This window comes from Paenibacillus sp. YYML68, assembly GCF_027923405.1.
Lineage (GTDB): Bacteria > Bacillota > Bacilli > Paenibacillales > NBRC-103111 > Paenibacillus_G.
The window spans coordinates 2151559-2177716 of sequence record NZ_BQYI01000001.1; the positions used below are offsets into that span (position 1 = coordinate 2151559).

General features: G+C 56.2%; 22 protein-coding genes and 1 riboswitch. Of the genes, 17 read left to right on the forward strand and 5 right to left on the reverse strand.

Annotation, left to right across the window (positions count from 1 at the left end; all coding sequences use genetic code 11):
* Nucleotides 1-124 precede the first annotated feature (124 nt).
* The gene (locus PAE68_RS09800; protein ID WP_281886457.1) at nt 125-3400 is read left to right on the forward strand and encodes a glycoside hydrolase family 44 protein; all 3276 of its coding nucleotides are present in this window, start codon (nt 125-127) and stop codon (nt 3398-3400) included.
* Between the two features lie 72 nt (nt 3401-3472).
* On the opposite strand, the gene PAE68_RS09805 is transcribed toward PAE68_RS09800, so the two are convergent.
* Together PAE68_RS09805 and PAE68_RS09810 are read right to left on the reverse strand one after the other, a co-directional pair.
* Nucleotides 3473-4483, reverse strand: a complete 1011-nt coding sequence (locus PAE68_RS09805) for an acrylyl-CoA reductase family protein (RefSeq protein ID WP_281886459.1) — start codon at nt 4481-4483, stop codon at nt 3473-3475.
* A gap of 102 nt (nt 4484-4585) precedes the next feature.
* The gene (locus PAE68_RS09810; protein WP_281890997.1) at nt 4586-5863 is read right to left on the reverse strand and encodes an MFS transporter; all 1278 of its coding nucleotides are present in this window, start codon (nt 5861-5863) and stop codon (nt 4586-4588) included.
* A gap of 370 nt (nt 5864-6233) precedes the next feature.
* Nucleotides 6234-6318: riboswitch (cyclic di-GMP riboswitch) on the forward strand.
* 160 nt (nt 6319-6478) lie between these two features.
* On the opposite strand from PAE68_RS09810, the gene PAE68_RS09815 reads away from it, so the two are divergent.
* Both PAE68_RS09815 and PAE68_RS09820 read left to right on the forward strand, forming a co-directional pair.
* Nucleotides 6479-6844, forward strand: coding sequence for a response regulator (locus PAE68_RS09815; RefSeq protein ID WP_281886462.1), 366 nt, complete (start codon nt 6479-6481; stop codon nt 6842-6844).
* Between the two features lie 55 nt (nt 6845-6899).
* On the forward strand, nt 6900-7376 hold the full coding sequence (locus tag PAE68_RS09820) for a GNAT family N-acetyltransferase (protein ID WP_281886464.1): 477 nt from the start codon (nt 6900-6902) through the stop codon (nt 7374-7376).
* Between the two features lie 102 nt (nt 7377-7478).
* On the opposite strand, the gene PAE68_RS09825 is transcribed toward PAE68_RS09820, so the two are convergent.
* Nucleotides 7479-9038 (reverse strand): LTA synthase family protein, encoded by a 1560-nt coding sequence (locus PAE68_RS09825; RefSeq protein ID WP_281886466.1) that lies wholly within the window; start codon nt 9036-9038, stop codon nt 7479-7481.
* A 187-nt stretch (nt 9039-9225) separates the two neighbouring features.
* On the opposite strand from PAE68_RS09825, the gene PAE68_RS09830 reads away from it, so the two are divergent.
* From PAE68_RS09830 to chrA, 5 genes are all read left to right on the forward strand, one after another.
* Nucleotides 9226-10452, forward strand: coding sequence for a DUF2087 domain-containing protein (locus tag PAE68_RS09830; protein ID WP_281886468.1), 1227 nt, complete (start codon nt 9226-9228; stop codon nt 10450-10452).
* Nucleotides 10453-10638: 186 nt separating this feature from the next.
* A complete protein-coding gene (gene ndk, locus PAE68_RS09835; RefSeq protein ID WP_281890999.1) occupies nt 10639-11073 on the forward strand; it encodes a nucleoside-diphosphate kinase in 435 nt (144 codons plus the stop codon).
* A 205-nt stretch (nt 11074-11278) separates the two neighbouring features.
* Complete coding sequence (locus tag PAE68_RS09840) at nt 11279-12394, forward strand: aminopeptidase (RefSeq protein ID WP_281886470.1); 1116 nt, start codon at nt 11279-11281, stop codon at nt 12392-12394.
* 22 nt (nt 12395-12416) lie between these two features.
* Entirely contained in the window at nt 12417-13643 is a 1227-nt protein-coding gene (locus tag PAE68_RS09845; protein ID WP_281886472.1) for an AbrB family transcriptional regulator, read from the forward strand.
* Nucleotides 13644-13845: 202 nt separating this feature from the next.
* Nucleotides 13846-15189 (forward strand): chromate efflux transporter, encoded by a 1344-nt coding sequence (gene chrA / locus PAE68_RS09850; protein ID WP_281886474.1) that lies wholly within the window; start codon nt 13846-13848, stop codon nt 15187-15189.
* Between the two features lie 136 nt (nt 15190-15325).
* Here chrA and PAE68_RS09855 read toward each other — a convergent pair whose 3' ends face one another.
* Nucleotides 15326-16360: a zinc-binding alcohol dehydrogenase family protein gene (locus PAE68_RS09855; protein ID WP_281886477.1), complete on the reverse strand. Its 1035-nt coding sequence runs from the start codon at nt 16358-16360 to the stop codon at nt 15326-15328.
* Nucleotides 16361-16474: 114 nt separating this feature from the next.
* Here PAE68_RS09855 and PAE68_RS09860 point away from each other — a divergent pair, with 114 nt between their 5' ends.
* A complete protein-coding gene (locus PAE68_RS09860; RefSeq protein ID WP_281886479.1) occupies nt 16475-16942 on the forward strand; it encodes a hypothetical protein in 468 nt (155 codons plus the stop codon).
* 10 nt (nt 16943-16952) lie between these two features.
* Here PAE68_RS09860 and PAE68_RS09865 read toward each other — a convergent pair whose 3' ends face one another.
* The gene (locus PAE68_RS09865) at nt 16953-17129 is read right to left on the reverse strand and encodes a hypothetical protein (RefSeq protein WP_281886481.1); all 177 of its coding nucleotides are present in this window, start codon (nt 17127-17129) and stop codon (nt 16953-16955) included.
* Between the two features lie 159 nt (nt 17130-17288).
* Here PAE68_RS09865 and PAE68_RS09870 point away from each other — a divergent pair, with 159 nt between their 5' ends.
* From PAE68_RS09870 to PAE68_RS09905, 8 genes are all read left to right on the forward strand, one after another.
* Nucleotides 17289-18329 carry an ABC transporter substrate-binding protein gene (locus PAE68_RS09870; RefSeq protein WP_281886483.1) on the forward strand — a complete coding sequence of 347 codons (1041 nt, stop codon included), beginning with the start codon at nt 17289-17291 and terminating at the stop codon, nt 18327-18329.
* Between the two features lie 106 nt (nt 18330-18435).
* Complete coding sequence (locus PAE68_RS09875) at nt 18436-19329, forward strand: ABC transporter permease (RefSeq protein WP_281886485.1); 894 nt, start codon at nt 18436-18438, stop codon at nt 19327-19329.
* Entirely contained in the window at nt 19329-20123 is a 795-nt protein-coding gene (locus PAE68_RS09880) for an ABC transporter ATP-binding protein (RefSeq protein WP_281886487.1), read from the forward strand. Before PAE68_RS09875 ends, PAE68_RS09880 begins: the two co-directional genes overlap by 1 nt.
* A 335-nt stretch (nt 20124-20458) precedes the next feature.
* The gene (gene yidD, locus PAE68_RS09885; RefSeq protein ID WP_281886489.1) at nt 20459-20671 is read left to right on the forward strand and encodes a membrane protein insertion efficiency factor YidD; all 213 of its coding nucleotides are present in this window, start codon (nt 20459-20461) and stop codon (nt 20669-20671) included.
* A 410-nt stretch (nt 20672-21081) separates the two neighbouring features.
* On the forward strand, nt 21082-23133 hold the full coding sequence (gene metG / locus PAE68_RS09890; protein WP_281886492.1) for a methionine--tRNA ligase: 2052 nt from the start codon (nt 21082-21084) through the stop codon (nt 23131-23133).
* 271 nt (nt 23134-23404) lie between these two features.
* Nucleotides 23405-24433 (forward strand): metal ABC transporter substrate-binding protein, encoded by a 1029-nt coding sequence (locus PAE68_RS09895; RefSeq protein WP_281886494.1) that lies wholly within the window; start codon nt 23405-23407, stop codon nt 24431-24433.
* A gap of 112 nt (nt 24434-24545) precedes the next feature.
* The gene (locus tag PAE68_RS09900; RefSeq protein WP_281886497.1) at nt 24546-25328 is read left to right on the forward strand and encodes a metal ABC transporter ATP-binding protein; all 783 of its coding nucleotides are present in this window, start codon (nt 24546-24548) and stop codon (nt 25326-25328) included.
* A gap of 18 nt (nt 25329-25346) precedes the next feature.
* The gene (locus PAE68_RS09905) at nt 25347-26150 is read left to right on the forward strand and encodes a metal ABC transporter permease (protein WP_281886499.1); all 804 of its coding nucleotides are present in this window, start codon (nt 25347-25349) and stop codon (nt 26148-26150) included.
* Nucleotides 26151-26158: the final 8 nt, after the last annotated feature.

Genomic DNA, 26158 nt, shown 5'->3' on the forward strand with positions numbered 1-26158 from the left:
GCAATCCATCTGCGAAAAAGGTAACATATGGTTCGTGCTCATAGAAGTGAAAGAACATATCGAGAGGAGAGTACGAATCATGATGTACAGTTGGATACAAAGACAAGGAGGGCGCATGCTCTCCATGCTGCTAGTGCTCGCACTCGCTATGTCGAGCGTCGGACTTAGCGTCCTGACGCAGCAAGCTTCGGCAGCGGAGGCGGTCCAGACCGCCGTGACGATCGCAAGTGAGCTTGAGGCAGGCGCAGCAGCCCCGGTTCAGGTTCACCTGACCGCTGACAAGTCGCTGAACGTGCTGGTGGACGTCGAAATATTCGACGCGAGCTTCAAGAAGGTGCACCAGATGTTCACCGATAACGTTAATCTTCCCGCAGGGCAATCGGTGTCCGTACCGTTCACCTGGAACGTACCGGCACAGCTTGCGCCAGGCAGCTATATCGTCAGCATCGGCGTGTTCGGAGCAGGCTGGAGCGGGATGCACAAGTGGCATGCGGGTGCTGGCAGCTTCACGGTGAAGAAGGGGTCGCAGCAGCCTGCGATCCATTTCACCGGTGCGATCCAGGCGGCTCCAGCGAGCGTCACGGTCGGCGGTACCGTCGCTCTGCAGGCAACCGTTACGGCGGCTGCCTACGCGGACGCGGTGATCGAGCTCAGCCTGCTTGATCCTGCTGGCGTTAAGGTGCATTCGGTGAGCACGCCCAAGTCGTTCGCGGATGGAGAGACGGCGTCGTTCCCGACGTCGTGGACGGTGCCGCAGCAAGCGCAGCCGGGCACCTATCGTGCGGAGCTTACCGTATGGAAGCCCGGACAGAGCACTCGCTACGAGAGCGGCTCCGCATCGGCGCCGGTTCAAGTGAAGTCGGCTGAGCAGCCGGGTGGCGGTCAGCTGAGCGTCAGCCTCGAGACGAGTGCTAACGTGCAGACACAGATGCCAAGCGTCGCGTTCAAGCTGCATAACGAAGGCAAGACCGCGGTCAGCTTGCATGAGGTGATGGCGCGGTATTATTTTACCATCGATCAGGAAAGCGCACTGAAGCTCGACTTCTGGAGCACGGTGGCGAAGGCGAATGTGAAGACGAGGTTCGTCAAGATGCCGATTCCATCAGCGGATGCGGATCATTATATGGAGCTGACGTTCACGAAGGAGGCAGGTACGCTCGCACCGGGCGCTGCTGTTACGGTATCGACGTGGTTCAACAAGACGAACTGGTCCAGCTTCAACCAGACGAATGACTATTCGTACATCAAGGCGAGCAGCTATACGAAGGCGACGAAGGCGCCAGCCTATGTGGCGGGCAAGCTCGTATGGGGAACAGAGCCGACGCTGCTCGATATGCCGGCGTTCCCGTCTAACATTCAGGCTACACCTACAGAGACGACCGTGCAGCTGACATGGGACGCGGTGGAAGGGGCAGACGGCTATGAGGTGTATGCGGACGGCAGTCTGTTCCGCGTGACAGAGCCGATGTACCTCGATCAATGGCTGCGCACCGGAACGCTTCACACATATAAGGTGAGAGCTGTGAAGGGTGACACGTACAGCGTATGGAGCGGGCTGCTGCAGGTGAAGACGCTCGGCGAGCAGATGCTGCCAGCGCCTCGCGGAGTCAGAGCAGAGCGCACGGACAGTTCGATCGCGATCACATGGAAGGCGCTCGAGGAGACCATTACCGGCTACGACATCGAGGTGGACGGAGCGGTCGTCCGTCTAGGTAAGGTGACAGCTTATACCCATAGCGGCCTCACGCCGGGCTCCCAGCATACGTACCGCGTACGTGCGGTAGACGGACAGACGCTCGGTCCTTGGAGCGAGCTGGTGCGGGCGAATACCGTATATGAGCCGAACGGTACGTTCACCGTACAGATGAGCATTGATCCTTCGGCAGAGCGCGCGCCGATCAGCCCATACATCTACGGTACGAACGATGAGCTGACCGGTGAGGAGAATTGGACAGCAAGGCGGATGGGCGGCAACCGTCTGTCGACGTACAACTGGGAGAACAATGCCTCGAATGCGGGCAAGGATTACTTCTGGCGCAGCGACGGCTACATTCCGTGGTTCTACGGCAATATTATGGACCGCTCCCTGTATGACGTTCCGGGCATCGGTGCTACGGCGTTCCATGAGCGCTCGCTGAGCAAGGGCTCGTACACGCTGCTGACGCTGCAGACGGCAGGCTATGTAGCGGCAAGCCGCAGCGACACGTCTGTGACGGAGGAAGCACCTTCTCCGCAGTGGGTCGAGGTGAAGGCGTCCAAGAACGCGCCATTCACGCTGACGCCGGACTTGCATGACGGCAAGGTATATATGGATGAATTCGTTAACTTCATCGTGAACAAGTTCGGACCAGCCTCGTCGGCAACTGGTGTGAAGGGCTTCGAGATCGACAACGAGCCTGCGCTGTGGGGCGAGAACCATAAGTACATGCACCCAGAGCAGACGCGCGGCGTCGAGGTGCTGAACAAGTCGATCGAGCTCGCCAAGGCAGTTAAGAAGGTCGATCCGACGGTTGAGATGTTCGGTCCGGTGTCCTACGGCTTCAGCGAATATTTGATCATGGACAATAAGGCGGAGTGGGAGACGATCAAGGGCAGCTACGACTGGTATCTGGATTATTATCTGGATAAGCTGCGCGTCGCATCGGAGCAGGAGGGTCGTCGCTTGCTCGACGTGCTGGATCTGCATTGGTATCCAGAGGCAACAGACGGCAGTGTAACGATCTCGAATCCGTACGTGGAGAACACCCTTGCGACACATAAGGCACGGGTGCAGGCGCCAAGAACGCTGTGGGATGCAAGCTATACGGAGAACAGCTGGATCGGCCAGTTCTATAGCCGCTTCCTGCCACTCATTCCGCGCCTGCAGCAGTCGATCAACGAGTATAATCCGGGGACGAAGCTTGCGTTCACGGAGTATAACTACGGCGGCGAGAACCATATATCCGGCGGAATCGCAATGGCCGATGTCCTCGGCATCTTCGGCAAGTACGGCGTCTACATGGCGAATTACTGGAAGATGACGTCTCCGGAGAATACGGCTTACTCGTCAGCTGCAACGAAGATCTATACGAACTACGACGGCAACGGCTCGAGCTACGGCGATACGAAGGTGAAGGCAGAGACGAGCGATCCGGAGAACAGCTCGGTCTACAGCTCCGTCTACACGGATAACGACAACAAGCTGCACATGATCGTCATGAACAAAAACTTCGATTACGATATGAGCGCAGTCATCGAGATCAGTGGAGATGCTTCTTACAAATCCGCACGTGTGTTCGCTTATGATGGGGATAGCCCGGTCATTACGGAGCGCGAGGGTGTTGCGCATATTGAAGGCAATACGTTCACTCTGAACGTACCGAAGACGACGGTCGCGCACATTGTGCTCAGCAAGGAATAATCCGAATCGATACTTGTGTGGTGTAAAATGAAACCCGGCCCGTGAGCTACAGCAGCTCACGGGCCGGGTTGTTCATGCTTCCTCCTGCATCGAGACGAGCACCCGACCGCGCATGCGACCGGCGAGGATCGCTTCGAACGCTGCAGGGAGCTCGTGGAGGCCGATGACTTGATGTCCGGCCTTCAGATAAGTGTCCGGCTTCCAGTCGCCGGCAAGTCTTGACCACAGCTCAAGCCGCTTCTCCATCGGACATTGAACAGAGTCGATCCCCAGCAGCTTAATGCCGCGGAGAATGAACGGATAGACGGTTGCGTCGAAGCTGGCTCCACCAGTCAAGCCACTAACTGCTGCCCCGCCGCCATATTGTAGAGAGCCGAGCACGACAGGCAGCGCGCTGCCTCCGACAGGGTCAACCGCAGCGGCCCATCGTTCTCTAAGCAGCGGCTGACCTGCTTGCTTAGTAAGCTCGTCGCGCTCAATGATCTCACTTGCGCCAAGCTGCTGCAAGTACTCGGTCTCATGCAGCTTACCGGACGAGGCGGTGACCTGATAGCCGAGCTTCGCGAGCAGAGAGACGGCGACGCTTCCGACGCCGCCGGTCGCTCCGGTGACGAGAACGTGTCGATCTGTCGCCCGTTGTAGGCCGCAATGCTCCAGCTCCATGACCGATAGAGCCGCAGTGAAGCCAGCCGTACCGAGTAGCATTGCTTCCTTCGGCGTAAGGCCGTCCGGCAGCGGGACGATCCATGACGCTGGCACTCGCGCGAGCTCACTGAAGCCTCCGTCATGCGTCACGCCGAGCTCGTAGCCGGTGACGAGCACTGGCTGTCCGACGGACAGACTGCTGCTCCCTGCATCGATGACCGTACCGGCGAGGTCGATCCCCGGCACGAACGGATAACGCTTGACGACCGGACTGACCGGCATCGCCGCGAGCGCATCCTTGTAGTTAAGGCTGGAATAGTGTACGCGTATGGTGACGTCCTCGGACGAGCCTGGCAGCTGATCAGTCGTCATCTGGCGCACCGAGCCTGATGCGAACTCGGTTGATTTTTCCAGTACATAGGCGCGATATGTATTCATCTCTTAAGCTCCCTCCGCTTGAGTTGAGATCAGTATAGCACAGAAGGAAGCTCATCTCACAAGAGGACCGATGTGAGCGGAACGTTCAGGAGGGTGGGGCGGCTAAGCTGCCTTGTTATAAGGAACACGTATGTGAACAAGAAGTCCGATCAGTACAAGTACAAGCAGAGAGCCAAGCGCGATGCGGCTGGCCACATTGCCGTATTCTGCGAGCGCAAGCGTAATGCTGCCGTACAGTAGCGGCCCGACGATTGACGATACTTTGCCTGAGAAGGCGAATAGGCCAAAGAATTGCCCGCGCTTGTCCTCAGGCGTCAGCTCGACGATGAGTGTACGTGAGGTGACCCACATCGCGCCCATCGCGATGCCGTACAGGCTGCCCGCCGCCCAAAAAACAGGCTCGCTTGTCGCCGTCGATGCTAGAGCGATTGAGCCCATCATTACGATTGCTACGGCCGATACGGCCGTCTTCGCTCCCGTGGCGCGCGTAATGTAGCCGAAGACGAAGGAGCCAATGATGCTGGATACGGTCGATACGAGGTAGAGCAGGATGAACTTGCCGGTCGAGAAGCCGATGACAGTCTTCGCATAGACGCCCATGACAGCAATCGCCGTCGCAACCGCATCGTTGAAGAAGAAATAGGCGATCATGAACAGAAACACGGCTTTATATGTGCGCGCTTCCTTGAACGTCGCTGCAATATCGCGATAGCCACTCAGGAACGATTGCTTCGGCTTGGCCGTGATTGGCTTAGCGGTTGTTTCCTTATACATGAAGAACAGTGGCAGAGAGAAGATGAGGAACAGCAACGCGCTCGGAATGAAGGCGTTATGGAAGCTGCTGCTGCCGACAAGCGGATAGACCGACAGGCCGACTAACGTACCGACGTAACCAACCGCGACGCCGAAGCCGGAGATGAGCGGGAGCTCCTTCTGGCTCCCGAGGTCAGAGATCATCGCATCATAGAAGACGAGACTGGAGCTGTAAAAAAATTTGGCAAGCATGAACGCAATAAGTACCAATGCAAGCGACAGCGGAATGCCGCCCAACGTAAGCTCCGTCTGCCAGTATGACAGTCCGCCCATTACAAGTGTACAGGCGATGCAGGCGATCGCCAGCGGCACAAGGAACGCCTTCTTGCGGCCAGTCCGGTCTATGAGAACGCCGTACAGCGGGGATAGCAGCACAAGAAGGAGGCTGGAGAGTGCGTTCGTGTACGTAATGAACGTGCTGGCGATCTGGTTCATCGTATCGCTGCCGCCTAGTACCTCCTGTAGATAGAACGGGAAGAAGATCGTAATAATATTGGAGGTGAAGATCGTGTTGGCGAAGTCAAACATCGCCCACGCCAAAATCGGCATGGAGAAAAACAGACTCATCGCCTTACGGGAGCCTAGAGCTGGTTCGGTCAGCTGGCTTTTTTCGAGATTCGGCATGGAGTACACTCTTCCTTTTCTATTCATTATCTTCGCTACATCATTCGTCCTAAGCTGTCAATATTCCTTGCGTTTTACATAAATTTAATGCTGGGCTTACTTGCTGTTCTATGTATTCGTCATGATTCAACAATTAGCAACAAAAGTAGTGATGGCATTGTACTAAGGCATTCGGTATAATGAAGGTAAATGTAAGCGTCACCAAATCTTGGGTCAGCTAAGCTCCATGCATATGCTCGATATTCGAATGTAATTTGGGGTTCAGCTTGTAATTTTTAGAAACGGTGATATAATACTTTTTACAAATGTTTGTAACCGACAAAGGCAAACTTGGCGAAAGCTAAGGACGCAAAGCTATAGGGACTACTGTAGGTGTACAAAGTCAGCCAGCTGCCGAAGGACAAGAGATGCACGGTACTCAGGTCCTCTTTAGGCATGAAGAAGGGGGCTATTTGTTTTGCTATGACAACAACATACGCCTGCGCACATACATCCTCGGGAATACAAGTCGATACGCATTATGTTAACAACGAAGTCGAAGAGGAGGTTGTTCACGACGTGAATCCAAAGATTATGGTCGTTGATGATTCACTCTTTATGCGCATGTTATTGAAGAATGTCATTCGTGAGCTCGGGTACGAAGTAACCATGGAAGCCAGTAACGGTGTGGAAGCGCTATCACTATACTCAGATGAAAGACCGGATCTCGTGACCTTGGATATTACGATGCCAGAGATGGACGGATTAACGGCGCTGGAGAAAATTAAAGATCTAAATCCGAACGCAAAGGTGATTATGGTGTCTGCTATGGGGCAGCAGGCTCTACTTATTCGGGCGGTCAGTATGGGGGCGAGCGATTTTATTGTGAAGCCGTTTAGTAAAGACCGTGTGAAGGAAGCGCTGAAGCGGGCATTTGCCGGATAAGACACGCTGTAAGCTAGAATGAATACATGCATGCAAGTGGATTAGGGGAATTCGTATGGGAATGAAATGGGAGCATCTACAGCAAGTCATACAGGTAACCACGGCTGAGCAGCTGCAGCAGTGTCTTCAGGTTCGATCTGAAGTGTTCGTGAAGGAGCAGGGCGTGCCAAGTGAGCTGGAGGTGGACGAGCTGGACGTATCGCCCGATGCGGCTAGGCACTTCCTGATGCTCGATGGCGAGGTGCCGATTGCGGCAGCCCGTTATAAAATGTATGACGCGCACACGGCGAAGCTTCAACGGATCGCGGTGCTGCCTTCCTATCGAGGACAGGGCCTCGGCAAGAGGCTTGTTCAACGGATGGAGGACGATATTCGAAGCAGGGGTATTGGTCGCGTGATGCTGGACTCCCAGACGCATGCAGCGCCGTTCTACACCTCGGCCGGATACAGCATACAGTCGGAGGAGCCGTTCCTGGATGCCGGGATGTGGCACGTTCGAATGACGAAGCAGCTCGCTTCATTTCCCGGGTAAGCGCAGTAATCGACAATATTCAGTCAGTGGACGTCGACCGTTCGTTCCAGATGCTAGAATAGCCGCATTCCATGAGTGGAGTGCGGCTATTGCTATGTCCCGTTAAGGCTTCGCTATAATCTCGAACGGTACAGGGGCAGACGTTGCGAGTACCTTCTCCTTCGAGTCGATCACCTTCACCTCGATCGGCATCGATTGATGCTTGCTCAGCATGGAGACAGGCAACACCGCCTCCAGCTTCTGCTCGCTGCGCCACGTCGTCTTCAGCTTCACGCCTGCGGCATAGACCTTACAGCCGAGCCCGAATCGACCGCCTTCAACGGTCAACGTTATGGGCTTAGCGTCTGGCTTTCCCTTCTGATGCTGAAGCTGCTGAGGCGAGATGCGGTCAATTACCGGCTTGCCATAGCCGAGCGTGAACGCTGGTTCGGCTCCTGACGGCACTGCTCCTAAGGCAGCTGCCTGCTGTAGCTCACGCTCCAGTATCGCTTGCTGCTTCTGCTCATACTCCTTGACTGTCGACTCGTCAATATGCAGCGACTCATATTGCTCCTTGGGCGGCAGCAGCGGCATGCGGGACGCCAGCGCGTTCAAGTAATCGGTATAGTCGTTGCCGTTCAGCTTGGCATGCTTCAGCACGTACGGTCCGAGGAACGAAGGGCTGATGTGCAGGTGGTCCTTCTCTCCGCGCGGCATGTAGTTGTTCCAGACGAGGACGGGCACCTCGTACATTTTGGACCAGAAGTCGGGGTCGTCCTCTCCCTTAATATATCCTGTATCCGTATACGCATCATACTTCTCAAGAGAAGGCAGATGATCCCCGAAGAAGACGAGAATCGTCGGCTCGCGCAGCCGATTCAGCTGGATGACGAGCTCCTGCAGCATCCGGTCAGCTCCGGACGCGCCTTGCGCATACGTCTCGATCAAGCCTAAGCTGCGCTTGGAGGCTCTGCCCTTGACTTCTATCGTATTCGCATCGAATTTGCCCGGCCAATAATGGTAATGGTTCTCCATCGTGTTCGCGAAGATGAAGTCTTGCCCCGGAGTCGCTTCTAGCTGCTCCAGCACACGTAGAGCCACAGCGTGATCGCCAATGTACGGACCGACATATTCATCCGGATTGAAGTATTCGAGGCTAATGAACTGGGAGAAGCCTAGATGCTTATACACATCCGTACTATTGAAGTACCAGCCGTGGAACGGACTGATCGCTGTCGTCGCGTAGCCCTGCTGCTTCAGGAGGCTGGCGATCGAGGCGGTCGGATGCTTGATATATTGCTCATACACAATAGAGCTCTCGGGGAAAAATCGGTACGAGTGTCCAGTCAGCACCTCGAACTCCACATTCGCCGTTCCTCCTCCGAACATCGGCGACAGCATCGTGCCCGACGTATACTGCTTCTGCAGCGCATGATACATCGGTAGCGGATCTCTGCTGAATTGAAGGCCTGGCAGCTGCGTCACGTCCCAGAACGCTTCGCTGAGAACGATAATAATATTCGGCGGCTTCTGAAGCTCCTCGGCCGTCCACTGGACCTCCTCCTCAAGCTCGGTCTCATAGACGTAGGTCGGGCTCGGGGCTGGTAAGTTCCAGCCGGAGGTCGGAATGAAGATAAGAGCAGCAATCCATAAGCCGGCTGCCAGCAGGCGTGCTTTGCGCATGTTCGCATTCTCCTGAGGTCGTTGTAATCGTTTTCTTTTTATCAATGGTAGATATTATAGCATTTTTTCGATAGAGGTGATAGAGTGAATTCCTGTGCATGTATTATATAGACGATAACTAAAAATGTTTGACATATACAGGACTAAACTATATTATGTCTATATAAATGTAATGGAGGGGTACCGAGTGGAGAAGTCCATGACCGACTGGCTCGGCGAAGCGCCGATTGAAGATATTGAACGAGGCTATATGTATGATGCGGAGAGCGGGATGTATCGGTGTCTTATCTGTGGCAGCAGCTCGGAGCGAGGCGTCATCTACGCATCAGCGGAGGATGGCGTATGGTGGGATGCGGAGAAGTGGATGAGGGAGCATATCGCCAAGCAGCACGGCTCGGTGTTCCATGCACTGCTGCATCTGGATAAGAAGTGGACCGGACTGTCCGCCTTGCAAAAGCAGCTGCTGCTGCTGTTCCATGAAGGGATGAGCGATGCGGAGGTGCTGGAGCGGGTCGGCGGGGGCAGCGCCTCGACGATCCGCAACCATCGGTTCACGCTGCGGGAGAAGGAGAAGCAGGCGAAGCTGTTCCTCGTGCTCATGCGCCTGATGGAGAAGGGCAAGGCAGCGGCCAGCGCCTCGGGCAAGGGCAAGAAGCGTGGACGACCGGCATCGGTGCAGCCGATTCAAGATTTGCTGGAGCTGGAGCATGACTATTTCCCAGAGGGACTGGATGGGCCGCTGAAGGAATGGCCGCGTAAGGAGCGAGCGCGCGAGCTCGTAGCAGAGGAGCTGACACGGCGGTTTCAGCCGGACGTTCCGTACGCTGAAGCCGAGGTGAACGGCATACTGGAGCAGGCGTGGCCCGATTATGCAGTCATTCGCCGCTTCATGGTCGATTACGGCTGGCTGGAGCGGACCGAGGATGGCCGTGCCTATTGGCTCGGTTCGAGAGTGAAGGCGCAGCTGACTGTATTGACAGCATCAAGCGTGCCGGAAGTATCAGAAGGAGGAGAACAGATGGAGAAGCAGCGGCGTAAGGAGCTTGTGACTGCATATGAGGAGATGGAGAAGCCGATCGGGGTGTTTCGCTTCGTGAACAAGCAGAACGGCAAGACGCTGGTCGGCTCCACCCGCAATCTGAATGCGATGGAGCGTCGACTCCCGTTCGAGCTGAAGCTGGGCACGTCCCAGCATAAGGAGCTCATACGCGAGTGGAACGAGTATGGGGAGGATAGCTTCGAGTTCGAGGTGCTGGAGACGCTCCGCATTCGCAAGGAGGGCTTTCAGGATATTCCGTATGAGCTGGAGAAGCTGGAGGAGAAATGGCTGAATGATCTCCAGCCCTACGGGGAGCGCGGCTACAACAAGCTGAAGCCGGCTCGGAAGGTGGATGAGGACGAAGCGCGTTCATAGAGTTGATAAAGCTGCTGGTCGATGTGATCACGGATGAACGCAAGCATAGGAATGGTTCCTTCTGGTAACGATAGGAAGTACAGTGCGTCTGCATGAGTGAGTCTGGATGCATAGCATCCATGTGCCTCAGGGGTAAGCAAGACGTACATCATGAAGCAGAAGATGGAGTGAGCAGCGATGGAGCATATGAGCGAGCAGACATTCATTATGGTCAAGCCTGACGGCGTGCGTCGGCATCTGGTCGGAGGCATTCTGCAGCGGTTCGAGCAGCGCGGCTTCGATATGATGGCGGCGAAGCTGTTCCGCATGAGCAGAGAGCAGGCGGAATTTCACTATGAATCGCATAAGGGGAAGCCGTTCTTCGAGGAGCTGGTCGAGTTCATTACATCAGGACCTGTGTTCGGCATGGTGTGGCAAGGGGAGAACGTCATCGAGCTGTCGCGCATGATGATGGGGAAGACGAATCCGCTCGACGCGCAGCCGGGAACGATACGCGGTGATTACGCGACCTATGTCGGAGAGAACATCATTCACGGCTCTGACTCGCTGGAGAGCGCGAAGCGGGAGATTAACAACTTCTTCACGAAGGAAGAGCTAGAGGCGCAATGGCCGCCGCGGTAGTATGAGCGAATCGAGTCGATCAACACGAAGGGCCGGGGGCGTTGCTGATGAAGCGACCGTTCCCGGCCTTCGTTCGATGCTTGTTGATTGTTCCCGTGCGCGATCGATGAGTTAATGGGCGGGCACGTCGTTTGAACTTTCCAACAAAATCCGTTACATTGAGGTAGTTAATATGAAGTTGGCGTACAGCCAGAGGAGGAAGCGTATGCGTGATCCGCGATTGAAGCAGTTTGCCCACAATTTGGTTCGATATTCAATCAGTCTCCAGCCGGGAGAAAATGTGCTGATCGATCTCATCGGTCTGCGCGACCAGGAGCTGGCTCGATGCTTAATCGAAGAGGTGTACGCAGCAGGCGGTCACCCGTTCCTGGAGTTCCGCTATCCAGAGGTGACGCGCAGCCTGATGCTCGGCGGCACGGAGGAGCTGTATAAGCGGATGGCCGAGCTGGAGCTGAACCGGATGAAGAATATGCACGCATATCTTGCCGTGCGCGGCGGGGACAACATTACGGAGACGTCCGACGTGCCTGACGAGAAGATGCGGCTGTTCTCGAAGGTGTACCAGCGTCCGGTTACCGAGCAGCGCGTTAATCATACGAAGTGGTGCGTCATGCGTTATCCGAGTCCGTCGATGGCGCAGCTGGCCAACACGAGCACGGAGGCGTTCGAGGACTTCTACTTCCAAGTATGCAATCTCGATTACAGCAAGATGTCTGCTGCGATGGATGCGCTCGTCTCCCGTATGGAGCGGACGAACGAGGTGCGGCTGGTCGGACCTGGAACCGACTTGACGTTCTCGATCCAAGGCATTCCAGCGATCAAGTGTGCGGGCACGCACAATATTCCGGACGGCGAGGTGTTCACGGCTCCAGTGAAGACTTCGGCTAACGGCGTCATTACGTTCAACGCGCCGACGATCTACACCGGTACGTCGTTCGAGAATATTAAGCTGCGTTTGGAGAATGGCAAGATCGTGGAGGCGACAGGCAGCGACACGGCTAAGCTGAACGATATTCTCAATACCGACGACGGTGCTCGATATATTGGGGAGTTCGCGATCGGCGTGAATCCGTACATTCAGCATCCGATGAAGGACATCTTATTCGATGAGAAAATTAACGGCAGCATCCACTTCACCCCGGGCAATGCGTACGAGGATGCGGACAATGGTAACCGCTCCAGCGTCCATTGGGACATGGTGCTCATTCAGCGGCCAGAATACGGTGGCGGCGAGATGTACTTCGACGGGGAGCTCGTCCGCAAGGATGGTCGGTTCGTGACGGCTGATCTCGAGCAGCTGAACCCGGAGCATCTGAAGTAGTAGTGGGACAGTGGTCACACATGTGAAAAATCAAGCGACTCGTCTCCTTCCATTCGTGGAGACGGTCGCTGTTTCTTCGCTGGGCGGGTGGCTGTTCCAGCTGCTGAACGCGCCGCTCGCCTGGATGCTCGGCCCGCTGACAGCCGCTGTGCTATGGCAGACGGGTACGGGCCGCAGGCTCGTATGGCCGTCGGCGCTGCGCAATGCCGGGCTGCTGCTGCTCGGCTACGGACTCGGTCTGTCGTTCACGCTGGACAGCGCAAGGAGCATCGCCGCCCAGCTGCCCTCGATGCTCGCTGCGACGGTGCTGACCGTCGGATTCAGCTTGCTGACGGCTCTCGTGCTGTCGAGGGCCGCAGGCATCTCGCCGGAGAGCAGCATCATCGGCAGCATCCCCGGCGGACTTACGCAGATGGTCGTGCTCGGAGAGGAGATTCCGGGCGCCGACCATACGGTGGTGACGTTCATGCAGACGATACGGCTATTAACCGTCATCTTCATTGTGCCGTTCTTGACGGTGCACGGGTTGAACGGGGGGATAACCGTCGGCTTGCCCGTTCTGGTCGAGCCGGAGTCTGTGATGTCTGTCGTATCATCGATGCCTGTGCATGAGGTGGGAGCCAGTGCAGGTGTGGGTTCAGTAGGAGGAGCGGGTGCGCATGCAGGTGCTGGAGCAGGTGTAGGAGCGGTTGCACATGCGGTTGCAGGAGCGGCTAAGCTCGTGCTCTGTGCGGCTCTAACGGTTGCGGCTGCAAGTGTTGCCGCTCGTCTGAAGCTGCCGACGCCTTGGTTTCTCGGCCCGATCGTGCTCGCTGCACTGCTGACCGTCTTCGGCTGGGGTCCGCCTGTACCGCCGGAGCCGCTCGTGCTGGCGGCCCAGTGGAGCCTCGGCATCTATCTAGGCATCGGCATACGCTTCAGCTCATTAGCGAGCTGGGGCAGACTGCTGCCATATTCGCTGGCGAGCAGCTTGGCGCTGGTGGCGTTCGCGCTCGGGCTGAGCTACTTGTTCACGCTTGTGCATCCAGTGAGCTTGACGAGCGGCTTCCTCAGCGTAGCGCCCGGCGGGATGACGGAGATGGGTGTCGTAGCAGCAGTCGTGGGAGCCGATGTGTCGCTCGTCGTCGCGTACCAGATGTTTCGGATCTTATTTATACTATTCATTGTGCCGTACGCGCTGCGCAGGCTGTTCCAGTCATCGCTGCTGAGGAAGCGGGAGGCGGAGGAGAAGGCGAATTCGATGCGGTGAATGGTTTGTATATCGTGTATGCGATCTTCCACCGAGCTTAATTCATAGCAGCAGTCCAGCTTCCGGCGATTTCGCCTCGAAGGGGACTGTTGTTTTTTTGTAAAGATAGGCATCGGCGTTGACTTGTATTATGATTATTGATATATAAAACTAATAACGAGAATAATAGTATAGAAGGAATGTGTCATAAGGAGGATTAACGATGTCAGAGATCCGTACGGATCAGAAGTCGCGGGTTGAAGGTGGGGATGCTGGGCTCAGGCTGCAGACAGACAAGGCAGGCGCTGTGGATCCGGTGGAAGCTCTCAGTGACAGCCGAAGCCGCTTGGGTGGTCTGGGCGAAATATTCGCCGTATCGCTGAAGCTCGGACTTACGTCGTTCGGCGGTCCAATCGCACATCTCGGCTACTTCCGCGACGAATATGTGCGCCGCCGCCAATGGCTAAGTGAGGCCGCCTATGCAGAGCTCGTCGCGCTCAGCCAGTTCCTGCCGGGGCCTGCCAGCAGCCAGACTGGCATCGGCATCGGTCTGCTGCGCGGCGGCTTGCTCGGCGGACTGACGGCGTGGCTCGGCTTCACGCTGCCGTCCGTCGTCGCGCTCGTGCTGTTCGCCGCATGGGCGCAGGCGACGCCAGGAGCGATGGAGGCCGGCTGGCTGCACGGCCTCAAGCTAGTCGCCGTCGCGGTCGTCGCGCAGGCGGTGCTCGGCATGGCCGGCAAGCTCGCGGCCGGCCGCACGAGAGCAACGCTGGCGCTCGGCGCCGCCGCGACTGTACTGCTCTGGCCGGGTGCCATCGGCCAGCTGGTCGTGCTCACCGCCGCCGGCCTGTACGGCTGGTGGCGCGGGCAAGAGCACCTCGGCGCGGCAGGCGGCGCCGAGGGGAAGCCCTTGGCCAGCGGCGTAAGCCGCAGGACGGGCGCCGCCGCACTCGGCGCCTTCTTCGTCCTGCTGGCCGCGCTGCCGCTCGTGCGTCAGGCGGCTGGCGACACCCAGCCGCTGCTCGCGCTGTTCGACAGCATGTATCGCGCGGGCTCGCTCGTCTTCGGCGGCGGTCACGTCGTGCTGCCGCTGCTGGAGCGGGAGGTCGTGCAGGCGGGCTGGCTGACGGAGAGTCAATTTCTCGCTGGCTATGGGGCGACGCAGGCGGTGCCTGGTCCGCTGTTTACGTTCGCCTCGTACATCGGGATGGCAGGCTTCGGCCTGGCCGGGGCGGCTGTGGCGACGCTCGCCATCTTCTTGCCTGCGTTCCTGCTCGTGCTGGGCGTGCTTCCGTTCTGGGAGTCGCTACGCACCCGTCCGCGTCTGCAAGGTACCGTCGCGGCGATGAACGCCGCTGTCGTCGGTCTGCTCGGGGCTGCGCTGTATGACCCGATCTGGACCTCGACCGTTATGAACGGCTATGATGCTGCGTTCGTTCTTGTGCTATTCGGCTTGATTCAGTGGTGGAAGACGCCGCCTTGGGTCATCGTGGTGCTCGGCATTGCCGCAGGCTGGGGCTGGTCGAGCTTGTCGAGCTTGTCGAGTACGCTTGGACTGGTATCTTAATCTCGTTGCTACGGAAGGTTTCGTCAGGCAAGCCGCGCGTGAGAACAACAGCTATCATTTATCCGGTAATCGTACAAAAAAAGCGGACACGAGTCTTCCTCTCGTGTCCGCTTATTCACGTTCTCGTTACATCCGTTTATTCAAACGACTCCAGCACGAGTTTGCCGATCATGCGGCCCGATTCGAGCTTGCGATGGGCTAGCCGCATGTTGTCAGCGTGAATTGGCGTTAGACGCTCGGTCATCGTCGTCCGAAGCGTGCCGCTGTCGACCAGCTCAGCTACGCGGTTGAGCAGCCGGTGCTGCTCGATCATGTCCGACGTCTCATACATCGCGCGGGTAAACATGAACTCCCAGACGAACATAACGCTCTTGTTCTTGAGCAGTGACAGATTCAATGGCTCACTAGCATCTACGATGGAGCAAATACGTCCTTGAGGGGCGATCACGTCTACCATACTGGTCCAATGTCCAGCGGTGTTGTTCAGGCAGAAGATGTAATCGACGTGGGTATAGCCCAGCGCTTGCAGCTGCGGAGCAAGCTCCTCGCGATGGCTGATGGCCGCGTGCGCGCCCAGCTGCTGCACCCACGCCACGGACTCTGGCCGCGAGGCGGTGCCGATGACGGTTAGTCCAGCCCAGCGTGCTAGCTGCACGGCGATCGAGCCGACGCCTCCCGCTGCTCCGATGATAAGTACGGTGCGCCCTTCGTTCGCCCCTGCCTCTGGAGTGAGGCCGAGGCGGTCGAAGAACGCCTCCCACGCCGTAATAGCGGTGAGTGGTAGCGCAGCAGCCTCAGCAACGGTCAGCGAACGCGGCTTGCGGCCGACGATGCGCTCATCGACGAGCTGGTACTCACTGTTGCTGCCTTGTCTCTGTATAGCGCCTGCATAATACACTTCGTCCCCGGGCTGGAACAGCTCGCAGTCGGGTCCGACCGCTTCGACGACACCGCACGCATCCCAGCCCAGTACGCGAGGCTGCTCCTCCTGCTTCGGCTTCGGGGAGCGGATCTTCGTATCGACGGGGTTGACAGAGACGGCGAGCACCTTCACGAGCAGATCTTTGCCTTGGGGAGCAGGCTTCGGCAGCTCCAGATCGAGCAGGCTCTCAGGATCATCAATTGGCAAATAGCAGTGTAGACCTACAGCTTTCATCATTGTTTGTGTCATGTGTGTCAGCACATCCCTTATATGTAATGTTGAGGAGTTTCCATAAATGGAATTATTGTATAAAACAACAAGAATACAGTATGATAGATACATTAGAAGGAAAGGGAGTGTACGATGAAAAGAAATGGGTTTGCATGGATGCTGGTGTGCGTGTTTGCCTTAATGTGTGTCGGGCTAGTGAGTGCTAAAGGTGTAGAGCGATCCTTACAGTCGACAGTAACGCTGGAGTCTATAACGAGCAGGTCAGTCGATGAGCTGATGAGTAATCCCTCAGAGGTCGCTAAGTCGATAGTTGTTGATTACTATAACGAGATTATAAAGCAAGGTGACACCTATGGTGTGCCCTTGAATAGCTTTGAAATTCATTCAATAAACTCACAAAGTTTAGATGAAATAAAAGTTACGGTGACCCTCACCTTCAGTGAGTGGAAATGGCCGCCCATCGAAACATCGGTTATAAAAGTCGGTGATCGGTATCAAGTTCGCAAAGACATTTGCGCATACGATTATGCCACCAGCGGCAGAGTAAGCTGCAGTCAGGATGCCAGGATGGTTGACGGTAACGTATCTTTTTCATACTAATTATCCCGCTTCACCGCTTCCATAACTTAACCACGAAAGCACTCACCTCGAAGATCAGAATCACAACGGACAGCACCGCGAGCGCATACGGTACGATGAGCGGGATCGCCCGCAGATCACTAATCTGGAGCAGCTTCAGGAACAGCGGATACAGCATAAGCAGTACAAGGAATGCGATAAGCTTCATCGAGAGCCTCCAATGTGCGTCTATCCCGTTCATAGGTGTGCAGCTCGGAATTAATTGAACGTCTGTCGAATAATGATTGACGGGTAAGCTGTAGCATACTATTATATCATTATTACATCTCTGTTATGGTACCATAATAGGCAAGGGGGAGCATCAGATTTGAAGAAAACTAACAAACTACTTACCTTACTCGTCGCCGTCCCGCTCGTACTCGCGGCATGCGGCACCAAGGCGCCTGAAGGCGGCAACAATACAGGAAGCGCTTCCGGCGACACGAAGGTCGTTAAGATCGGTATCTCACAAATCGTCGAGCATCCATCGCTGAACGCGACCCGCGAAGGATTCCTCGCCGCGCTGAAGGACGGCGGCTTCGTCGAGAAGCAGAACCTGGAGGTTGATTACCAGAACGCCCAGGGAGATTCATCAACGAACATCACAATTGGTCAGAAGTTCGCGGCTGACAAGAAGGACCTCATCTTCGCCATCGCAACACCGTCGGCTCAAGTCGTCGTGCAGAATGTGAAGGATAAGCCGGTGCTGTTCGGTGCCGTGACCGATCCGGTCAGTGCGAAGCTCGTGTCGAAGCTCGAGCAGCCTGGCGGCAACGTGACTGGCGCAGCAGATACGCATCCGGATTCGATTCCGAAGCTGATGGACTTCATCGCTGCTGAATTTCCGAAGGTGAAGACGGTCGGGATCGTAGCGAACGAGGGCGAGGCGAATTCCGCCTTCATGGTGAAGACGGCAGAAGCTGCTCTTGCGAAGCACAACATTAAGGTTGTGAAGGCGGCCGTATCGAACAGCTCCGAGGTGAAGCAGGCGGCTGAGTCGCTAGTTGGACGTGCGGACGCGATCTACATTACATTGGATAATACGGTCGTAAGTGCGGTAGAGTCGATCATCAAGGTAGCGAACGACAAGAAGCTGCCGTTCTTCTCGAGTGACCGCGATACGGTGGAGAAGGGCGCGATCGCAACGTTCGGCTTCAAGTACTACGATCACGGCTACCAGGCTGGCAAGATGGCTGTCGACATTCTGAAGGGCAAGAAGCCGGGCGAGATGAACGTCAGCTACCCGGATAAGCTTGACCTTGACCTCATTATGAATGCTGCAGCGGCACAGGCGCAGGGTGTGGAAATTACCGATTCGATGAAGAGCAAGATGAGCGATAAGAACAACCTGCTGAACGCGGCGAAGTAAGTAACGCGTTATGTCAGCAAATAAGAACAAGTTTACAATATGAATGAGTGGCCTTTCCTCCTCGTGAGGGAGGTCACTTTCATGCTTTCAGGCAGGAGGATGAATGATGTTAGTTGCATTACAGGGCTCTATGGAGCTTGGTATGCTGTACGCCATTATGGCGCTAGGTGTCTACATTACGTTCCGCATTCTCGACTTCCCGGACTTGACGGTCGATGGAAGCTTCACGACGGGCGGGGCGATTGCGGCGGTTCTCATTACTAGCGGTACCTCACCGCTGCTCGCGACGATTGCAGCGTTCGGCGGAGGTCTGATTGCTGGTGCCATTACCGGACTTCTTCATACGAAGGGTAAAATTAACGCGCTCCTCGCCGGTATTCTGATGATGATCGCCCTGTACTCGATCAATCTGCGTATTATGGGCAAGGCGAATATTCCTCTGCTCGGAATTGACACACTGCTGTCAGGTCTGAATGTTCTAATCATGATGCCCATCATGCTCATCCTGATCAAGCTTGCGCTCGATTGGTTCTTCCATACCGATCTTGGACTTGCGTTGCGCGCGACAGGCGACAACCCTCGAATGATTCGCAGCTTCGGTGTGAACACCGATTCGACGATCATTACTGGTGTCAGCTTGTCGAATGGCCTCGTTGCCATGTCAGGTGCATTGATCGCACAATATCAGGGCTCTGCTGATAACACAATGGGCGTAGGCATGATCGTCATCGGTCTAGCCTCTGTCATTATCGGGGAGGCGCTGTTCGGTGCGCGTAACATGATTCGCGCGACGCTCGCTGTAGTGCTCGGGGCTGTGGTGTACCGCCTGATCGTCGCCATGGCGCTGCGCGTCGGTCTGGAAGCGACCGATATGAAGCTGATGACTGCACTCATCGTCATCGTCGCGCTCATGCTGCCGATGGTACGGAAGACATTGCGTCAGAGGGCTGTTATGCGGAAGCGCGCACTCGAGCTTGAAGGACAGGAGGGAGCTCGCTAATGCTGCGTATTGAGCAAGTTTCGAAGCTATTTAACCCCGGAACACCGGATGAGAAGATCGCCCTGTCGCGCATTAACCTGCAGCTGAAGGACGGCGACTTCGTCACCGTGATCGGCAGTAACGGAGCGGGCAAGTCGACGCTGATGAACATTATATCGGGCGTCATGACACCCGATACCGGCAAGGTGTGGATTGACGACCAGCGGGTCGATGGCTTGCCGGAATATCGTCGCAGCACGTGGATCGGCCGCGTCTTCCAGGACCCGATGGCCGGCACTGCACCGACGATGACAATTCAGGAAAATCTGTCGATGGCCTATATGCGTAGTAAGCGTAGAGGTCTGTCAATTGGCCTGACAGGCGCGAAGCGTAAGTGGTTCCGCGAGCAGCTCAGCCGTCTCGGCATGCGCCTTGAGGATCGGATGAATGCGAAGGTCGGTCTCTTGTCAGGTGGCGAGCGTCAGGCGCTCAGTCTCTTGATGGCGACGTTCACCGAGCCCCGCATTCTGCTGCTCGATGAGCATACGGCCGCGCTTGACCCGTCGCGCGCGGAGCTCATCACGACGCTGACGGAGCAGATCGTGTCCGAGCTGAAGCTGACGACTCTGATGGTGACGCATAACATGGAGCAGGCGATTCGTCTCGGTAACCGTCTCATTATGATGGACAAGGGCGGCATCATTCTCGATGTGCCGGAGCACGAGAAGCAAGGGCTGACCGTGCCGCTGCTGCTGCAGCAATTCGAGCGGATTCGCGGCACGAAGCTTGCGGACGACCGTGTCGTGCTCGGCTAGGTTGGCAGATCGATACAATAGAAGGGACTGACACAAGCAGCTGTGTGCCGGATAAGACCGGGCATCGCTGCTTGGAGGCAGTCCTTTTTTTCTCCACGACTAGAACTGATGTCTCAACTCCTTCATCGATCGTGGCTAAGCTTATTCATAGGTAGATGGCCTCCTGCTGCGGGTCCGATTCCGTATCGGTCCTTCGTCGTATTGTAGCTTGTACTGGAAAGCGGCCTGTCGCTGCTGTACACGTATACGCCGTTCATTTGACTTGTACCCGTATCGTGCTTCAATATGGAGTGGAGGAGTCGGTGTTATTATAGTAGAAAAGGAAGTGAGTTCCGTTGGTTAAGCGTGTTCTGCGAGGAGGCGTCGTCTTCTATCGCACGTGGATCTCGCCGCTGAAGCCGCCGACGTGCCGCTTCTATCCGACGTGCTCCGAATATGCGCTGGAGGCGCTGGACAAGCACGGCGCGCTCAAGGGGAGCTGGCTGACGATCAAGCGGATCGGCAAGTGTCATCCGTTCCATCCTGGAGGCGTCGACCACGTTCCTTGACAGACCCCCCTCTGATTCGATATATTTGGCTTAATATCCCATGAACGGATAAGTACTTCGCATAGGCGCGTCATACAGAGAGCCGGGGCAGGTGGAAGCCGGTTGACGACAGCGGAGGAAGATGGTCCCGGAGGATATGAGGGTGAGCGGAGCACAGCTGGATTGTCGATAAGCTGAGCCGTCGAGCCTTCATCGTAATTCCGGCGTTAACGGAAGGTCGCAAGACCGCTGAGCTCTGCAGTCAGTAGCCGAACGTCCTTCATTATGGACAGGCAGCGATGGCAGAGGAAGTTGGGTGGTACCACGTGAGCGTAGTCTCTCGTCCCAAGTGGATGAGGGCTTTTTTGCGTTTTCTTCATCGAAGCGCACCATATGCAGCTGTATATTCGAACAAGGAGGCTTCACTTAACATGTCCAATGGTACTAAACCGAGCTTCTACTTAACGACCCCAATCTATTATCCGAGCGACAAGCTTCATATCGGTCACGCCTATTCGACGGTAGCTGGCGATGTGATGGCTCGCTACAAGCGTCTGCGCGGCTTCGACGTCATGTACTTGACGGGCACGGACGAGCACGGCCAGAAGATCGAGCGTAAGGCACAGGAGGCCGGCAAGACGCCGCAGCAGTTCGTCGACGACATCGTCGCAGGCATTAAGGAGCTGTGGCGCAAGCTTGACATCTCGTATGACGACTTCATCCGCACGACCGAGCCGCGCCATAAGGAGGCGGTGGAGCGTATTTTTACCCGTCTGATGGAGCAGGACGATATCTATCTCGGTCACTACGAGGGCTGGTACTGTACGCCGTGCGAGTCGTTCTTCCTGGAGAGCAAGCTGGACGAGGGCAACAAGTGTCCGGATTGCGGCCGACCTGTCGAATGGGTGAAGGAGGAGAGCTACTTCTTCCGTCTGTCGAAGTATGCAGACCGTCTTATCGCCTTCTACGAGGCGAACCCGGAGTTCATTCAGCCGGAGTCGCGGCGCAATGAGATGATCAACAACTTCATCAAGCCGGGCCTTGAGGATCTCGCGGTGTCCCGTACGACGTTCGATTGGGGAATCCGTGTGCCGGGCAATCCGAAGCATGTCATCTACGTCTGGATTGACGCGCTCTCGAACTACATCACGGCGCTCGGCTACGGCAGCGGGGACGACAGCCGCTACCAGACGTACTGGCCGGCGGACGTGCATCTGATGAGCAAGGAGATCGTTCGCTTCCATACGATCATATGGCCGATTATGCTGATGGCGCTAGAGCTTCCACTGCCGAAGAAGGTGTTCAGCCACGGCTGGCTGCTCATGAAGGACGGCAAAATGTCCAAGTCCAAGGGCAACGTCGTCGATCCGGTGACACTCATTGACCGCTACGGCCTCGATGCGCTCCGCTACTACTTGATGCGCGAGGTGCCGTTCGGCTCCGACGGGACGTTCACTCCGGAAAGCTTTGTGGAGCGTATTAACTTCGACCTGGCGAACGATCTCGGTAATCTACTGAGCCGTACGGTGGTCATGATTGATAAATATTTCAACGGCGTTGTGCAGCCGTACATCCCGAACGCGACGGAATTCGATGCGGCGCTGCTCGATACGGTGCATACGACGGTCGCCAAGGTCGAGGAGGCGATGGAGAAGCTGGAGTTCTCCGTCGCGCTGACCGCGATCTGGCAGTTGATTAGCCGTACGAACAAGTACATCGACGAGACGCAGCCGTGGGCGCTGGTGAAGGATGAAGCGAAGCGTCCAGCGCTCGGCTCGGTGCTCTATATGCTGGCAGAGTCCTTACGCATTGCCTCGGTGCTGCTGCAGCCATTCATGACCGAGACGCCTCGCAAAATGTGGCACCAGCTCGGCCTTACAGAAGGCCCGCTGACCGCATGGGACAGTGTGGCGTCGTTCGGCGCGCTGCCGTCAGGTACAGCAGTGAACAAGGGCGAGGTCATGTTCCCGCGTCTTGAGGCGGACAAGGAGATCGCCTACATCGCGGGTACGATGGGCGGGGGTAAGCCAGCCGCCGCAGCAGCTGAAGGCGCAGACGGCGGACAGTCGGCGGACAGCGCGGCCTCTCAAGCGACTGGCGGTGCTGCAGGCGCTGCACAGGGCGCAGGAGACGCAGCTGCCGAAGCACCGGAGCTCGCGCCGGAAATCTCGATCGACGACTTCTTCAAGGTCGAGCTCCGCGTCGCGCAGGTCATCGCGGCCGAGCCTGTGAAGAAGGCGGACAAGCTGCTGAAGCTGCAGCTCGATCTTGGCTTCGAGCAGCGTCAGGTCGTGTCCGGCATCGCCAAATATTACACGCCTGAGCAAATGATCGGACGCAAGGTCATCTGCGTCACGAATCTGAAGCCGGTCAAGCTGCGCGGCGAGCTGTCGCAAGGAATGATTCTTGCCGCCTCGCAGGGCGACCAGCTGACGCTGGCAACAGTGGCGGACGACCTGCCGAACGGTTCGATTGTGAAGTAACATGTGAAGTAGCTTGGAGCATAGACCTATACGGATGTTCATACAGCAAGCCCGCATGATGAAGGTTCATCATGTGGGCTTGGTCTTGTTACATGTCTTTCTTGTTAGATGTGTTGTAGCATCCTCAGTTGTTAGCCTTAGGATCGGCGGTCGGCCGAAGCGTACTTAATCGAAATTCCTACATTTAACGTTGACAAGGTACATACCCGGTCGTATAATCTCTCTAGTTAATGAAAATGATTACGATTTACATAACGGAGGGAATTCATACATGCTTCGAACTGGATTGAAAAAAACGTTACTTGCCTGCTCGCTTGTGGCACTGCTTCTATCGTCCATGACGGCCTGCGGCAAAGAGCAGCCGCAGCTGGCGAGCGATAAGATTAATATTGTAGCGAGCTTCTACCCACTGTACGATTTCGCCCAAGCAGTAGGCGGCAGCCGGGTTCACGTTATCAACATGGTTCCAGCAGGGGTGGAGCCTCACGACTGGTCGCCGAAGAGCCGTGATATTCAGACGCTGACGAAGGCGGACCTGTTCCTGTACCTTGGCGCAGGCTTCGAGGGCTGGGTAGGCGATACGCTCGGTAGCTTGAAGAGCGATGTGAAGGTGAAGCCTGTAGAAGCAAGCCACGGCATAGAGCTGATCCCAGGAACCGAAGATGAGCACGGCCATGAGGACGAGTCTAAGGACGCGCACGGACATAAGGATGAGCACAAGGACTCCCATGGACACAAGGATGAGCATAAGAGTAAGGAAGACGAGCACGACCACGGCTCGATGGACCCGCACGTTTGGCTGTCACCACTGAAGGCGAAGCAGATGGCACTGAACATCAAGGACGCACTGGTCGAAGTCGATGGTGCCGGCAAGGCCGAGTATGAGGCGAACTACAAGCAGCTGGAGGGTAAGCTGGACGCCCTTCATGAGAAGTATAAGACGGAGCTGGCGAAGACGAAGAAGAAGGAAATCGTCGTCACGCATCAGTCGTTCGGATATTTAGCCCATGAATATGGACTGACACAGATGGCGATTATGGGGCTGGCGCCAGATGCCGAGCCGACCTCTCGTGAGATGAAGAACATTTTGGCCTTCATTCGGGAGCACGAGGTGAAGTACATTTTCTTCGAGGAGCTGATCTCGGATAAGCTGGCTAAGACGCTCGCTGGAGACGCCGGTGTAGAGACACTGGTGCTTAGTCCGCTCGAGGGCATTACGGAGGAGCAGCTTCGAAATGGTGACAATTATATTACGATTATGGAATCTAATTTGAATAATTTATTAAAAGCATTACAATAGAATAGACAACCACGGTCTCTGTTCTGAAATAGCAGGTTCCCCCTGAAGTTGCCGCGTCAGTGGCAGGGGGGCTGCTCAACAGAGACTTGATTCAATTAAGGAGCTGCAGAATATGAACTCGCCTGCTCAATCCGGATGTCATCAAGAGATCATAGCGATCGATGACATCTTTTTTTCTTATGAACATAAAACGGTGATCGACGGACTCAGCTTCTCGGCGCTAGAGCGGGACTTCATTGGTCTAGTCGGCTCGAACGGGGCAGGGAAGACGACGCTGCTCAAGATGATCGTCGGACTGTTGAAGCCTACGCGCGGCGAGATCCGTCTGTTCGGTCAGCCGGTTAGCACGTTCCGCGACTGGGAACGGATCGGCTACGTGCCGCAGAAGAACGCGCTTAACCCGCTGTTCCCCGCTACGGTGCGAGAGGTCGTGCTGTCTGGAATGTATAGCAAGAAGACGCTATTCCGTCGCCTGTCAGCCGCGCAGCGCTCAAAGTGTGATGACGCGCTCTATGCGATGCGCATTGAGGATCTTGCGGACCGACGGATTGGCCAGCTGTCTGGCGGCCAGCAGCAGCGCGTCTTCCTCGCGAGGGCGCTCGTTAACAATCCGGAGCTGCTCATTCTCGATGAGCCGACGGTCGGTATTGATGCAGAGACGCAGGCCGGCTTCTTCCGCATGATTCGTCATATGCATGAGCATCATCATATGACGTTCATGATGGTGTCGCACGATATGGATATGGTGAAGTCGTACCTGGGACCTGAGCCGGAGCGCGCACAGGGCGGTCTGACCTTCTATGTCAAGCATACGCATTCCCCGGAAAATTGCCGGGAGACCGATCTGAAGCATTCGATGCAGCAGCTTCGCGAGAGCGTCGAGGTTACGGTATAAGAGTAAGGGGAGAGCAACTTGGATATTTTTGCAGAACATTTTTTTCAAAGGGCGCTGCTCGGCGGTCTGTTAATCGGCTTGACGGCACCGCTGATGGGCGTATTCCTCGTGCTGCGTCGTCTGTCCATGATCGGGGATACGCTTGCGCATGTCTCGATCGCGGGTGTAGCGCTCGGCTTCCTCATCAACGTGTACCCGATTGGTGTGGGCCTCTTGTTCGCGCTGGCTGCATCGTTCGCGATTGAGCGGCTGCGTAAGGCGTACAAGACGTATGCGGAGCTGTCAATAGCGATCATTATGTCTGGCGGCGTGGCGCTGGCGACGATGCTCTTTACACTCGGCAGAGGCTTCAATATTAATGTAATGAGCTACTTCTTCGGTAGCATCTATACGCTGGATCGTATGGACTTGTGGGTCGTTGGCGGCGTGACAGTCATCGTGGCGGCGTTCGTAGTGCTCAACTATAAGGAGATGTTCCTGCTGTTCTTCGATGAGGACGCTGCGGGCGTGAGCGGACTACCGCTTCGCTTCTATAATATTATGATCACGATGCTGACGGCGCTCGTCATCAGCGTTTCGATTAAGATCGTTGGTGCGCTCCTCGTCTCGTCACTGCTGACGATACCGGTGGCATGCAGTCTTCTCGTTGCCCGAAGCTTCAAGAGCTCGATCTTCTGGTCGATCTTGTTTGCAGAGGCGGCTGTCATCATCGGATTGACTAGCGCAGGCATATGGGACTTGGCTCCGGGTGCGACGGTCGTGCTCGTGCTCATTGCACTGCTGATCGGGATCTTGTTTGTTAAGCGCGGGCTGAGAGCGTAAGCTGTCTT